This window comes from Paraburkholderia sp. Cy-641, assembly GCF_011752945.1.
Lineage (GTDB): Bacteria > Pseudomonadota > Gammaproteobacteria > Burkholderiales > Burkholderiaceae > Paraburkholderia.
The window spans coordinates 1-13,168 of the sequence record NZ_VWWM01000104.1 but is presented as its reverse complement, the minus strand read 5'-3'; the positions used below and the strand labels follow the sequence as shown (position 1 = coordinate 13,168).

General features: G+C 64.2%; 11 protein-coding genes and 2 pseudogenes. 4 read left to right on the top strand and 9 right to left on the bottom strand.

Translation table 11 applies throughout. The features are described 5' to 3' along the window. Together F3J20_RS31070 and F3J20_RS31065 are read right to left on the bottom strand one after the other, a co-directional pair. Positions 1 to 478 (bottom strand): annotated as a pseudogene (locus F3J20_RS31070) (hypothetical protein); the annotation flags it as partial. 261 nt (positions 479 to 739) lie between these two features. Then, on the bottom strand, positions 740 to 1,804 hold the full coding sequence (locus F3J20_RS31065) for a glycosyltransferase family 4 protein (RefSeq protein ID WP_167043006.1): 1,065 nt from the start codon (positions 1,802 to 1,804) through the stop codon (positions 740 to 742). Positions 1,805 to 2,514: 710 nt separating this feature from the next. On the opposite strand from F3J20_RS31065, the gene F3J20_RS31060 reads away from it, so the two are divergent. Continuing rightward, entirely contained in the window at positions 2,515 to 4,350 is a 1,836-nt protein-coding gene (locus F3J20_RS31060; RefSeq protein WP_167285775.1) for an ABC transporter ATP-binding protein, read from the top strand. Positions 4,351 to 4,462: 112 nt separating this feature from the next. On the opposite strand, the gene otsA is transcribed toward F3J20_RS31060, so the two are convergent. Together otsA and otsB are read right to left on the bottom strand one after the other, a co-directional pair. After that, on the bottom strand, positions 4,463 to 5,917 hold the full coding sequence (otsA, locus tag F3J20_RS31055; RefSeq protein ID WP_167285774.1) for an alpha,alpha-trehalose-phosphate synthase (UDP-forming): 1,455 nt from the start codon (positions 5,915 to 5,917) through the stop codon (positions 4,463 to 4,465). Positions 5,918 to 5,972: 55 nt separating this feature from the next. Continuing rightward, positions 5,973 to 6,722 (bottom strand): trehalose-phosphatase, encoded by a 750-nt coding sequence (gene otsB / locus F3J20_RS31050; protein WP_167043241.1) that lies wholly within the window; start codon positions 6,720 to 6,722, stop codon positions 5,973 to 5,975. 562 nt (positions 6,723 to 7,284) lie between these two features. On the opposite strand from otsB, the gene F3J20_RS31045 reads away from it, so the two are divergent. The 3 genes from F3J20_RS31045 to F3J20_RS31035 are packed head-to-tail and all read left to right on the top strand — an operon-like array spanning position 7,285 to position 9,292. After that, a complete protein-coding gene (locus tag F3J20_RS31045; RefSeq protein ID WP_167043000.1) occupies positions 7,285 to 7,884 on the top strand; it encodes an SCO family protein in 600 nt (199 codons plus the stop codon). Positions 7,885 to 7,899: 15 nt separating this feature from the next. Then, the gene (locus tag F3J20_RS31040; RefSeq protein WP_167042998.1) at positions 7,900 to 8,361 is read left to right on the top strand and encodes a copper chaperone PCu(A)C; all 462 of its coding nucleotides are present in this window, start codon (positions 7,900 to 7,902) and stop codon (positions 8,359 to 8,361) included. A gap of 43 nt (positions 8,362 to 8,404) precedes the next feature. Next, positions 8,405 to 9,292, top strand: coding sequence for a cytochrome c oxidase assembly protein (locus tag F3J20_RS31035; RefSeq protein ID WP_167285773.1), 888 nt, complete (start codon positions 8,405 to 8,407; stop codon positions 9,290 to 9,292). Positions 9,293 to 9,399: 107 nt separating this feature from the next. Here F3J20_RS31035 and F3J20_RS31030 read toward each other — a convergent pair whose 3' ends face one another. The 5 genes and pseudogenes from F3J20_RS31030 to F3J20_RS31010 all read right to left on the bottom strand — a co-directional run. Continuing rightward, positions 9,400 to 9,909, bottom strand: coding sequence for a GNAT family N-acetyltransferase (locus F3J20_RS31030; RefSeq protein WP_167042994.1), 510 nt, complete (start codon positions 9,907 to 9,909; stop codon positions 9,400 to 9,402). Positions 9,910 to 10,045: 136 nt separating this feature from the next. Then, complete coding sequence (locus F3J20_RS31025; protein WP_167285772.1) at positions 10,046 to 11,038, bottom strand: sensor domain-containing diguanylate cyclase; 993 nt, start codon at positions 11,036 to 11,038, stop codon at positions 10,046 to 10,048. Between the two features lie 144 nt (positions 11,039 to 11,182). After that, a complete protein-coding gene (locus F3J20_RS31020) occupies positions 11,183 to 11,965 on the bottom strand; it encodes a TraB/GumN family protein (protein WP_167042990.1) in 783 nt (260 codons plus the stop codon). Between the two features lie 229 nt (positions 11,966 to 12,194). Continuing rightward, positions 12,195 to 12,929 carry a hypothetical protein gene (locus F3J20_RS31015; RefSeq protein ID WP_167042987.1) on the bottom strand — a complete coding sequence of 245 codons (735 nt, stop codon included), beginning with the start codon at positions 12,927 to 12,929 and terminating at the stop codon, positions 12,195 to 12,197. Between the two features lie 123 nt (positions 12,930 to 13,052). Continuing rightward, positions 13,053 to 13,168: pseudogene (locus F3J20_RS31010) on the bottom strand (IS5/IS1182 family transposase); the annotation flags it as partial.

Sequence of the window (13,168 nt, the reverse complement as noted above, 5' to 3'; positions counted from 1 at the left end):
GGCCAATCGCGAAGCGCCGCGCGGCGACATTGGTGCGCCACAGCGGCAAGGGCCGGCAGATCCAGATCACGGCCGCATAAAGCACCGGCGCGGCCAGCAGCCAGCCATTGGTCGCCGCGACCGCCTGCAACGCGCGCCGCCAGCCGGCACTCGCGACGAACGCGCCGACCGACCACGCGGCGAACAGGAAACCGAGCAAGGCGAACAGGCGCAAGGCCTGACGCAGCCATTGCGGCAGCGGATGGAACGGACGCTCGGCGACGGCGCGCGCGCCCGGCAGGAAGATCAGCAGGAACAGGAAAACGAGGTTGATGCACGCCCACGGCGAGGACGCCATCGACGTCACAGCGGCTGTGAGGTCCATCTGCGACATCGAGAAAAGCCAGCGGGCGGCGAGCACGAGACCGATGGCGCGCAACGTGAAAATCGTTCCGGCGCCGGGCGCAGCATTCGCGCGCGTCTCTTTCGTTCTCGCCAAGGCATCCTCCTGTCCTGTCGTCGGCGGCGCCGCAGCCCAATTTGCGGCACGGCAATTATAGGGATATTACCGAGAGTGGCTCGTTCGCGCCGCGCGGAAAACCGCATTTTGGGTCATTCAATGGCAAAAAACGCGGCGCGTATGCAACAACGCCCCGTCGGCGCGGTGCTGACGGGGCGTTGCGGAGGGCGACAGGCAGCGCGAAGCGTGTCCTGCCGCCGGGTTTTATCTACAGCGAGTCAAGCGTCGCGGCTCGAACGATCAGCCGGCGTTGGCTTCGCGCAGCACCGTGCGATGCTTGCGGCGCAGCAGCTCTTCGTACGTGGCGACGTAGTTCCGCGCCATGACCTTCGACGAGAAGCGGGCTTCGAACGCCTTGCGCACGCCAGCGCGCGGCAGCATGTGCAGACGCTTGAGGGCCGCGACCGCGCTGATTTCGTCTTCGACGACGAAACCCGACACGCCGTTTTCGATCACTTCCGGCACCGAACCGCGATTGAACGCGATCACCGGCGTGCCGCAGGCCATCGCCTCGATCATCACGAGACCGAACGGCTCCGGCCAGTCGATCGGGAACACCAGCGCATGCGCGTTGCCGAGGAACTCACGCTTTTCGGCTTCGCCGATTTCGCCGATGTACTCGACGTGCGGGAGCGCCATCAGCGGCTTGATCACTTCTTCGTAATAGGCACGGTCGGCCTTGTCGATCTTGGCGGCGACCTTGAGCTTCATGCCAGCCTGGCCAGCGATACGGATCGCGCGGTCGAGACCCTTCTCCGGCGAGACGCGGCCGAGGAATGCGAGGTAGCCCGGTTCGACGTCGGGGATCGGCGTGAGCACGTCTTCCGGCAGGCCGTGGTAGACGGTTTGCAGCCAGTTCGCCTGTTGCAGCGGGAGGCGCTGGTTATCGGAGATCGACACGACCGGCACGTCGCTGAACGTGTTGAAAATCGGCTGCAGCTCCGGCAGATCGAGACGGCCGTGCATCGTGGTCACGAACGGCACCGGCTGACGCGCGAATAGCGAGAACGGGTAATAGTCGATGTGGAAGTGCAGTACGTCGAATTCGTCCGCGCGGCGGCGCACTTCTTCGAGCAGCAGCATGTGCGGCGCCATCACGTCGCGGATCGTCGGGTCGAGGCGCAGCGCCTGCGGCCAGAAAGCTTCGAGCTTCGCCGAGGTTTGCGAATCGCCGCTCGCAAAAAGCGTGACATCGTGGCCCTGCTCGACCAGCGCTTCAGTCAGATAGGACACCACGCGTTCCGTACCACCATACAGCTTGGGAGGAACCGCCTCGTGCAACGGAGCGATTTGAGCGATTCGCATAATGACGAACTCCTAGTAAAAAATCAGGCAAAGTACTGCGATTGGAAAAAGCGACTCGCTTGCTCGCCAGGGCCATCTGGCCGGACATGCCGGCGCGGGCCTGATTCTTTCGAGGAATCCTGCGATGAATCGCTTGGTAATGAGCCCAGACCAGTGCATCACCGTCCGCGCATGTGCGAGTAAACGCGCATGCGACACCTACGTTGACAAACTGTTAAAAAACCGTCCTAAGCGTTGCCGGGCCGACGAGCACGCATTATCGGCGCTGCCATTCTTGCCGCAGCACAACATTTCAAAGTCTTTACGTTGTTACAAACGCGAAACACTTTGCAAACCCATGTTTTATAAGACAGTTCTAGAGTGACAGCAGGTTTTCGGTCACTCGCGTTTGCGATGTCTGTAAGCTCTCTGCGTCAATCTTGCCGGCGGCCACCGAAGAAATGCCGCGGCGCGACTGAATGCAATCTGTAATTATATCCCGAAATTGTCCGCAACCTGCGTGCAACGCCGGCTCGCTGCCGGTCCGAGACATGGCAGATCGCGGAGGTCCATCGCGAAATCAATCGCGCCAATGCCCGGATTCACAGGGCGCAATCGCTTTTGCATGTTTACAATGCGAAGCATCGGCTTCGCGCAGAGCCATGTTTTTCCGTGTGGCCCGCGCTTTGCAGGCACAACCCGCAACACATCGACCTCAGCTCAATTCTCAATTGGAACACTTGACCATCGCCCAGCGTAACGCCCAGAACGCAAAGCTCGCGAGCTATGCGCACCGGCCGCTTGCGTTTCTCTTCCGCTTTATCCGCCGCCACCCGCTCGCGCATGCGATCGTGCTGTGCAGCGTGTTTGCGGCCGTGGGCTGTGCGCTCGCCTCGCAATACGCGATCAAGCATCTGATCGACGTGCTCGGCGAAGGCCGCCACCATCCCGGCCCGCTGTGGGGGGCATTCGCGATCCTCGTCGGGCTGATCGCGGCCGACAACCTGCTGTGGCGGGTCGGCGGCTGGGTCGCCGCGCATACGTTCGTCGCCGTGACCGGCGATTTGCGGCGCGACCTGTTCCAGTATCTGAGCGGACACTCGCCGACCTACTACGCCGAAAAGCAGCCCGGCATGCTCGCGAGCCGCATCACCGCCACCTCGAACGCGGTCTACACCGCCGAAAACACCACCGCCTGGAACGTGCTGCCGCCGTGCATCGCGGTGCTCGGCGCCATCGTGATGATCATCGCGGTCAATCCGCTGATGGCGGCCGGCCTGATGCTGTGCTCCGCAATCCTCTCGGTCGTGCTGTACAAGCTCGCGGGGCGCGGCTCCGCGCGTCATCACCATTTCGCGACGAAGGCAGCGTCGGTAGACGGCGAGCTCGTCGACGTGATCAGCAACATGGGGCTCGTGCGCGCGTTCGGCATGACGTTTCGCGAGCAGCGGCGCTTCGCCGCGACGGTCAAGTCGGAACTGGAAGCGCGCGAGCAAAGCCTGCTCTACCTCGAAAAGCTGCGCCTGCTGCACGCGGTAATTACGGCGCTGCTCTCGGCGGGTCTGCTCGGCTGGGCGCTGTGGCTGTGGGACCAAGGCAAGGCGACGTCCGGCGACATCGTGCTCGTCAGCTCGCTCGGCTTCACGATTCTGCACGGCACGCGCGACCTGGCAGTCGCGCTCGTCGACGTCACGCAGCACATCGCGCGGCTCGCAGAAGCCGTACGCACGCTGCTCGAACCGCACGGCATGCCCGATCGCGACGACGCCACCGAACTCGTGCCGCAAGGCGGCCGCGTCACATTCGACAGCGTCACGTTCGCCTACCCGCGCCGCCGGCCGATTCTCGATCACTTCGACCTCAATATCGAACCGGGCCAGCGCGTCGGCCTGATCGGCAAGTCGGGCGCTGGCAAGTCGACCGTGCTCGCGCTGCTGCAGCGTTTCTATGAAACCCAGGGCGGCGCGATCAGGATCGACGGCCAGGACATCGCCTCGATCACCCAGGACAGCCTGCGCCACGCCATTGCGCTGGTGCCGCAGGATATTTCGCTGTTCCATCGCTCGGTGTACGAGAACATCGCGTACGGGCGCCCCGAAGCGAGCCGCGAGGAAGTGCTCGCCGCCGCGCGCGAGGCGCGTTGCGCGGACTTTATCGAGGCGATGCCGGAAGGCTACGACACGATCGTCGGCGACCGCGGCGTGAAGCTCTCGGGCGGCCAGCGCCAGCGCATCGCGATCGCGCGCGCGATCCTCAAGAACGCGCCGATCCTGCTGCTCGACGAAGCGACCTCGGCGCTCGACAGCGCATCCGAGGAAGCGATCCAGAAAGCGCTCGACCGGCTGATGGTCGGCCGCACCGTGATCGCGATCGCGCACCGGCTGTCGACGCTGAACAACTTCGACCGGATCATCGTGATGAGCACCGGCAAGGTCATCGACGACGGCAGCCCGGAAGAACTGCGCCAGCGCCCGGGCCTCTATCGCGACCTGCTCGCGAAGCAGTACGGCAAGGGCCAAACGCTGCATATCGGCGGCAAGAAAATCGACGAGCAGCACGTGGCCTGACGCATCCGCAGCCGTCCGCGTCACGTTACGCCACGGCGCCTCGCCAACAAAAAAGCCGCTCGATAGAGCGGCTTTTTTGTTGGTCTGAGCGCATCGGATTGCGTTATCGAATCTAACCGGCCACGCCTTCGCGCGCCGCCCTCTTCTTCGCAACCACCTTCCCGCTCTTAGCGCGCGTCGCGCCATTCACGTTCTGCAGATCGCGCATGAAGTTGTCGCGCCACACCGAGACATTGTTCTCGCGCAGTTGCGCAATCATGTCGCGGTAACGCGCCTGGCGCTCCGCGAGCGGCATGCCGAGCGCCTTTGCGAGCGCTTCGGCCATCCCGTCGATATCGACCGGATTGACGATCAGTGCGCCGTCGAGCTCCTGCGCCGCGCCGGCAAAGCGCGACAGCACGAGCACGCCCGGATTCTCCGGGTCCTGCGCCGATACGTATTCCTTCGCAACCAGGTTCATGCCGTCGCGCAATGGTGTGACGTAGCCGACATGCGCGGCGCGAAAGAGCGCCGCCAGCACCGAGCGTTCGTACTGCCGGTGAATGTAGCGAATCGGCGTCCAGTCCAACTCGGCGAAACGTCCGTTGATGCGCCCCGACTCGCCTTCAAGCTGCAGCCGGATGTCCTGGTAAGCGTGCAGGTCGGCGCGCGTCGGCGGGGCGATCTGCAGGAACGACACCTTGTTGCGCTGCGCGGCCGACTGTTCGAGCAGGCGCTCGAATGCGCGGAATCGCTCGACGAGCCCCTTCGAATAGTCGAGCCGGTCCACGCTCATGATCAGCTTGCGCGCATGCAGCGTCGCCTTCATCGTGCGTACCGGCTTGCCGCGCTCGCCCGCTTTCGCGAGTTCGGCGATCTCGTCCGGATAAACGCCGATCGGATACGCCGACGCTCGCAGCGTGCGGCCGAATCCATGCACGGTCAACGGCCCCTGCGCCGAGGCGTCGACCGTGCCGCCCGCTTCGTTGACGATGTAGTCGCAGAACGCGCGCAGATCGGGCGCGGTCTGGAAGCCGAGCAGATCGAACGAACAGAGCGCCTCGACCAGTTCGCGATGCGGCGGCACCGCCAGCAGCACCTGCGAGGCCGGAAACGGAATGTGCAGGAAAAAGCCGATGCGGTTCTTCACACCGGCCGCGCGCAACGCCTGCGCGAACGGGATCAGGTGATAGTCGTGGACCCAGATCACGTCGTCTTCGCGCAATAGCGGCACGAGCTGTTGCGCGAGCCACCCGTTGACGCGGCAATAGCCCCCGAAATCGTGCCGGTCGTATTGCAGCAGATCGGCGCGGTAGTGAAACGCGGGCCATAGCGTCGCGTTCGAGAAACCGCGGTAATACTGGTCGTAGTCGCGACGCATCAGCGGGACAGTCGCGAAGGTCACCGGACCGCGCTCCTCGAGCTTGATCTGCGGCTGGCCCGAGCTGAGCACGTCGCCGCTCCAGCCGAACCACATGCCGCCGGTCTCCTTGAGCGCGTCGTACACGCCGACCGCGAGACCGCCCGCCGCCGGGCCGCCCTCGGAAATGGGCGCAACCCGGTTCGAAACTATGATCAGTCGGCTCATGAAGCACGATTCCCGAGGCAATGTGTTGTTTTCGTGGAGCGATGCGGCGCGGGCATCACGTTGCGCGCGCCGCGGCGACAATCGTTTCGAGCCAGTCGAGCAGTGCCGTCACCGAATCGACGCGCGCATGCGCGGTCGTTTCTCCGGCGCCGACCTTGATCGACAATCCACCGCGTTCGTTGACGACCGCGAAGCCCTTCTCGTCCGTCAGATCGTCGCCGGCGAATACCGGCGTGCGGCCCGTGAACGGCAGCTCGTCGAGAAACGCGCGGGTCGCGCGGCCCTTGTCGACATCCTTCGGTTTGATCTCGTAGACCATCTTGCCGGGCTGCAGCACGTACGAGCCCGGGTAATCGGCGACGAGCCGCTCGGTCGCCTCGCGCGCGACCGGCTCGCGGTCCGGTGCGTTGCGATAGTGCAGCGCGAGCGCCGCGCCTTTGATTTCGAGCAGCATGCCCGGATGGTCGTTGACGACCTGCGCAAGCACCTGCTCCATGCGCAGTAGCCGTTCGTCGTGAAAGCCGATGCGCTGGGTGTCGCCGTTCGCATCGCGCCGCTCGGCGCCGTGCAGGCCGGCCACCGGCAAGTCGGGCATGCCGAGAAAAGCGTCGATGCTGTCGATGCCGCGCCCCGACACCACCGCGACCGCGCCGTTCGTCAGGCTGCGCAGCTCGCGCAGCAGTTCGATCACGCGCGGTTGCACGAACACGCCGTCCGGCGTGGGTGCGAGTTCGACGAGCGTGCCGTCGAAATCGAAGAAAAATGCTGTCTCGCCAGGAGACAGAACTGCCGGAAGTGCCTGTATCACTGTGTTCGCCTTTCAGCCTTCTGCAGCCGGAAAAGTCTGCGCATCTTACCGCGCATCAGTCAATTTTTCGAGAAAGTAAGCCGGAACCCCGGCGTGCCGGGCGATGAGCCGGCTCCGTCGCGCCGCTTGCATTCAAAAGTGGAACGATCCGGCTTCAGGCGGCTTTCGGGTGCCTGCGTCAAATTGCCTCGCAAGCCGCACGCCCGCTGTGCCGAGCCACGCCCTCGCCGATTTTGCGCTACAGTCGCAGCCACATGAGCCACGCTCGCCCGCTGCATCGTTGAGCGATGTCGCTCGATGACGCGTGGCGGGTTGCAGTCGCGATGCGGTTTTTTTCCGCGGCTGAACGTGCCTGCTGTGTGCCTGCTGCTGCGTGCCGACTATGTGCCTGCATGGCGCTCGCAACGTTCCTGCACCGTTGGCGTCGTCCCCATGCATTGCCCGCTCTTCAATCGAGTCATTGAACCCTGCTTTGTTCCCGATCCTCTCGACCCGGCGCCCACAGCCTGACCTTCCCAACTCGCGACCCCGACCACAACCCTGGTCGTTCGCGCGCCGGTTGTCGCGAAGTCTGGGCACGACGCTGGGTGCGCTGATCGTGCTCGGCGCGCTCGCGGGTTGCACGCAGCGCGCCGAACCGTGGCACCTGACCAACGTGACCGGCCATCTGCCCGATCTCGACTTCACGCTGACCGCCGACGACGGCCGCCCCATCGACGCCGCTTCGTTCAAGGGCCGCACGTCGCTCGTCTATTTCGGCTACACGCATTGCCCGGATGTGTGTCCCGAAACGATGGGCCGTCTGATGCAGGTGCTCGGCAAGCTCGGCCCCGATGCCCAGAAGGTCCGCATCCTGTTCATCACCGTCGATCCCGCGCGCGATACACCGCAAGCGCTGCACGACTACGTCGGCGCCTTCGACTCGCAGCACGCCGAAGGGCTGACCGGCACCGCCTGGCAGATCGAGTCGCTCGCCAAGCGCTATCGCGTCGCCTATCAGATGGAAAAACGCGACCCCAACGGCAACTACGAAGTCACGCACAGTTCCGCCGTGTATGTGTTCGACAGCGAGGGCCGCGCGCGCCTGCTCGCCACCGATCACGACACGCCCGATGCGATCGCGCAGGACCTGCGCCGCATCATCGACGACCACTCCTGATTCTTCAATCCCATCATGACGATCAAGCTCAAAACGTTCGCTTCACTGGCCGGCGCCTTCGCGCTCTCGTTCGGCCTCGCATCGGCCGCGCACGCGGCGGACGCCCATGCGCTCAGCGTCAAGAACGCATGGGTGCGCTGGCTGCCGAACAACCTGCCCGCGGCCGGCTACGTGACGCTCGTCAACGCGAGCGACAAGCCGATCGATCTCGTCGATATTTCGAGCGACGACTACGGCGACGCGATGCTGCATCAAACGGTCTCGAACGGCTCGACACAGAAAATGGTCATGGTCGACAAGCTCACGGTGCCCGCGCACGGCCAGGCCGCGATCGCGCCGGGCGGCTATCACATCATGCTCGAAGACGCGAAGCACAAGATCGCGCCGGGCGACACCGTCCATCTGACGCTGAAGTTCTCCGACGGCGAAACGCTCGCCACGCCGTTCGTCGTCAAGTCGCCGGCCCAGACGAAGTAAGCGGCGTTGCGTACCATCGGACCACCGCGCCATCGCCCCCGCCATGAACCTGCTCTACTGGCTCGATCCCTGGGAGTTTTCTCCGACCGTCGTGATCGCGTTGCTGATCCCCGCGATCCTGTTCGCGCGCGGCGCGCGCAAGGCGCGGCTGTCGTTCGCGCGCAAGCTGTCGTTCTGGTTCGGGCTGGTGGCGCTGTATATCGTGCTGCATACGCGGCTCGACTATTTCTTCGAGCACGAGTTCTTCATGCACCGCCTGCAGCATCTGGTGCTGCATCATCTCGGGCCGTTCTTCATCGCGCTGTCGTATCCGGGCGCGGCGCTGCGCGCGGGCATCCCCTTGCGCTGGCGGCTGCGCTTCGTACGGCCGGCGCTGCACACGCCGATCGTGCGCAAGGTGCTCGACGTCGTCATGCATCCGGTCGTCGCGGTCACGCTGTTCGTCGGGCTGATCTACTTCTGGCTGATGTCGCCGGTTCATTTCGTCGCGATGCTCGACTGGCGGCTCTATCGCGTGATGAACTGGAGCATGGCGATCGACGGGCTGCTGTTCTGGTGTCTGGTGCTCGATCCGCGCCCCGCGCCGCCCGCGCGTCTGTCGCCGGGCAAGCGCGTGCTCGTCGTGATCGCCGCGATTCCGCCGCAGATCATCCTCGGCGCCTTTATCTTTTTCACGTCGCACGAGCTGTATCCGATCTATTCGATCTGCGGCCGCGCGTTCACGTGGCTGAGCCCGATGCGCGATCAGCAGATCGGCGGGCTGCTGCTGTGGATTCCGGGCTCGATGATGAGCGTGATCGGCGCGCTGATCGCGCTGCGTCACTGGATGCGCCTGTCGGCGCGAGGACGGCTGCGTGCCAGCCCACGAGCGAAGGGCTCGCGCGGGCTGGCGCATGCGTCATCGGCGACGACGGCAAGCGGCCAACGCTGATCCGCGCGGCGGTGCGATGCGGTGAATGCCGGCTCGGGGAGTTCGTGGATCGACGGCCGCGCGCATCTGTCTACGCACGCCGTGCGACGGGCTTATTCTCAGGCAGATCAGGCAGCGGAGGCAGAACGCATCCATACGTGCGGGATGCCGTCTTCGTCGTGAATCTCCGAAACCGGCGCGAAGCCGAACGCGCCATAAAAACCCTGTAGATGCGCCTGCGCATGCAGACGGATCGGCGTATCTGGCCATTGCGCGCGAATCCGCCCGAGCGAGCGTTCGAGCATCGCATTGCCGAGACCGATGCCGCGAAACGGCGCGGTGGTCAACACGCGGCCAATGCGCACGTCGGCGTCCGACGCGTCGGGCAACAACACGCGCAGATAAGCGGCGAGCGGCGGCAGCGCCGTGCCGGTGACGGCCCCATAGGCAAGCAGATGCCACGCTTGCATGTCGAGTCCGTCGATATCGCCGTACACGCAGTTCTGCTCGACCACGAACACCGCGCTGCGCGCGGCCAGCAGATCGTAGACTTCGGTGCTCGTGAGGTCCGCGAACGGCTTCCAGCGCCATTCGAGTTGGGCGAGCCGCGCGGCGGCGGTGAGTTGCGAATCAGTCATCGGAGGCTTTCGAAAAATGCGCGACAGCGCGGGCAACGGTCTGCAATTATGCCGTGCGGGCCCAACGCAAGCTATCGCGTGCATGTGCCGCTCGTTCCCGCTCGTTCCCGCTCGTTCCCGCTCACTGCGCCGCGCTCTAGCCGCGCTGTGCCGTACGTGCCTTCGAAGCCTGTTTATGGCTGTACATCGCGGCATCGGCGGCGGCGAGCAATTCGGCGATCGCGCCATGTCGCGCGGGATCGTACGACGCCTGGCCGACGCTGAAGCGGATCTGATAAGCACGCGCCTCGGCGCTCCGTGCCTGCGCATTGCGCGCGTCGAGCAACTGCGCGAGCCGTCGTGTCACCTCATGCGTTTCCGCGCTGTCGGCACCGGTCAGCAGCGCGACGAACTCGTCGCCGCCGAGCCGCCCGATCACGTCGCTCTCGCGTAGCGCGGCGCGCAGCACGTCCGCGAAAATCCGCAACGCTCGATCGCCTTCGGCATGCCCCTGCGTGTCGTTGATCTGCTTGAAATCGTTCAGGTCGAAGAACAGCAGCGAGGCCGATTTATTCATCCGCTTGCAGACGTTCAGCGCATGTTGAGCGAGCACCTCGAAACCGCGCCGGTTGGAGAGCAGCGTCAGATCGTCGAGCGTGGCGAGCTGTACCGCCATCAGTTCCTGTTCGGCCATGTGCGCCAGATCGCGCAGCAATGCGCGCTCCTCGGCATCGAGCTCGCGCGGCTTCACGTCGATCAGGCACAGCGTGCCCACCTTGCTGCCGTTCGCCACCCGCAACGGACAGCCCGCGTAGAAACGGATGTTCGGCTCGTCGATCACGAACGGATTGTCGCGAAAACGCTCGTCGCTCAGCGTGTCGGGCACCAGCAGGATTTCGTCGCCGAGAATGGCGTGCGCGCAAAACGAGACATCGCGCGAGGTTTCGCTCGCCGCGAGGCCGATGCACGATTTGAACCATTGCCGGTTCGCATCGACGAGACTCACGACTGCAATGGGCACGCCGAACAGTCGCCGCGCAAGACGGGTCAGGCGATCGAAGCGCTCTTCCGGCGACGTGTCGAGAATATGCAGCGCGCGCAATGCATCGAGGCGGGCGCTTTCATTGCTGGGCGTCGGTGCAACGGACATGGAATGTTCCCGGCTGGCGGCGTGATGATCGAAGTCGGTAGCGACTAGTGTATAGCGGTGCTGTTCGGCATGGAATTGAACGAAGTCCCGAAGTTCCGGCCGATGTAGCCGATCGCGCAGCGGAAGCCGGTTGCAAGTCGCGCGTCAGACGGCGTCCCCGCGTTCCTGTGCATCCGCCTCGCGTACCGCTTCGACCGGCCGCGCGAGACATTCGAGCAGATTGCCCGGACCGCACAGATGCAGCGCGCCGACGACCACGAGCGTGCGCTCGCGCACATTGGCGTGCTCGTGCAGACGCGCGGCCCATGCGCGATTGCGCACGTCGAGTATCGCGTGACGGATGCCGGGCAGATTGAACATCGGCGATTCGACGGCGATCCGCTCCACCGCCCCGAGGTCGCCCGCGATCCAGGCGGCGTACATCCGCTCGAGCGTGCGCTGCGGCTCCGCGCGATCGGCCATCAGCATCTCGAGGGCCTGACCGAGCACCGGCAGCGGGATCGATTCGAGCGCGGCGGCTATCTCGTCCGCGGTCTCGAGATACCGGCAAGGCTTGGCCTGCGCCATCGCCGAGCGCAGCATGCGCGGCTCGACACCGTCGACGACCTGCTGCAACAGCGTCGGCGCGACGATCAACACAGCCCACGGACACAACTCCGCGAGCGGCGCGAGCAGCCCTTCGGCGGGCCAGAGCGCTTGCAGTTGCGTCCACGCGTCCGCGCTCATCGAGGGTTGCAACTGCGCGGCGCCAGGCTGCGCGCCGGCCCTCAGAAAGGGCAGGATGGTCGGTGCGTCGGATTCGAAGATCAGCCCCTCGGCCCAGTCATAGGCCTCGGCGACCCAAGGCGGCGTGCGCCGGCTCGTCGCGGGAAAGAGATGCATGGAGCCGAGCAGCCGCACGTTGGTGCCGGTGAGTTGTAGATACATGCGAGCGTGGTGAAAGCGGCAATGACGATGCTGCGATTTTATCGCTCGGGCCGGAAGCGGCGTATCAGCTTGCAGGCGCGTGTGCGAACGGCGGACGCACCACCGCAATCGGGATTTGCGGTTCACACGGCACCCCATGCGCGAACCGCGGGCGCATCAAAACCTGCGCTCTTTTATTGAATCGAAATAAAATTCAAATCCGCTACTGTTTTAAACATTTTTACGTCGATTATTGCGTGCCTTTTTTAAACGATTCAAGCTCGCTGGTATAGCGCTCGCTCCGCACACCATTACTGCCGTAATATTCTTCCACCGATTTCACCCAGCGGCCGACTTCCGGCGCATACCAGAACGCTTTATAGGTGCGGCCCGTCGCTTGCGCGGGGGCGATTTTCTGCGCGTGCGTCATCATGGTCGTATCGCCCTGCTCGACCTGGGTGGCCTGTGTAATGGTCTGCCGCGGTTCGAGTTGCGCGAGCCAGTCGCCCTCGGATTCGATCTTGATCGCCTGGAATTTTCCGGCCGGCACTTCGACGGTTTCCGTCCCGATCACGCGATATTGCGAACTCCACTTCTGCGAAGCGAAAACCCGGTTCGGATGCTGCTCCGTGTAGTCGATGTTCCAGGTTTTTCCCGGCGACAGCGGGAACGCCAGCGGCCGGTTAACGACCATTTCCGTGCCGTTCACGCTGCGCTCGCGGCTCCAGTCCATGCCGGCGATCAGTTCCTTGGGCGCCTGCGTCGAGCCCGCCTGGTGCGCCTCATAGTAGATGTGCGACGACGTCGTGCGCAGCACCGTCACCTGGTCGTGCGTCTGGTTCCAGTTCGCGGCGCCTTTTTCGACTGTTATCACGTACGTCCACGAATCTCCGGGTTTGACGTCCGGCGCGGACGCCGATTGCGCGAATGCCTGCAACGGCACGACGAAACCCAGCAGAATGGCAACGGTTCTGATTTTCTTCATAGGTCGAATTTAATAGTTGTGCGCGGCGCATAAATGCGCGTGTTATCCGGAACGAATACGCGATTATTTTCCACGAAAAACGCGAAAACAACGAGCACTTTATATAAGCGTCGCTAGAGCGTGTTAGGCACTTTGGATAATGGGCACGGCATGAACAAGCATGAGCATAGCGAAGACGACGAAATGCAAGCCTGCCAGGGTTTCGGGCAGGCGTTCGTAGTCGCGTGCCAGCCGCCGGA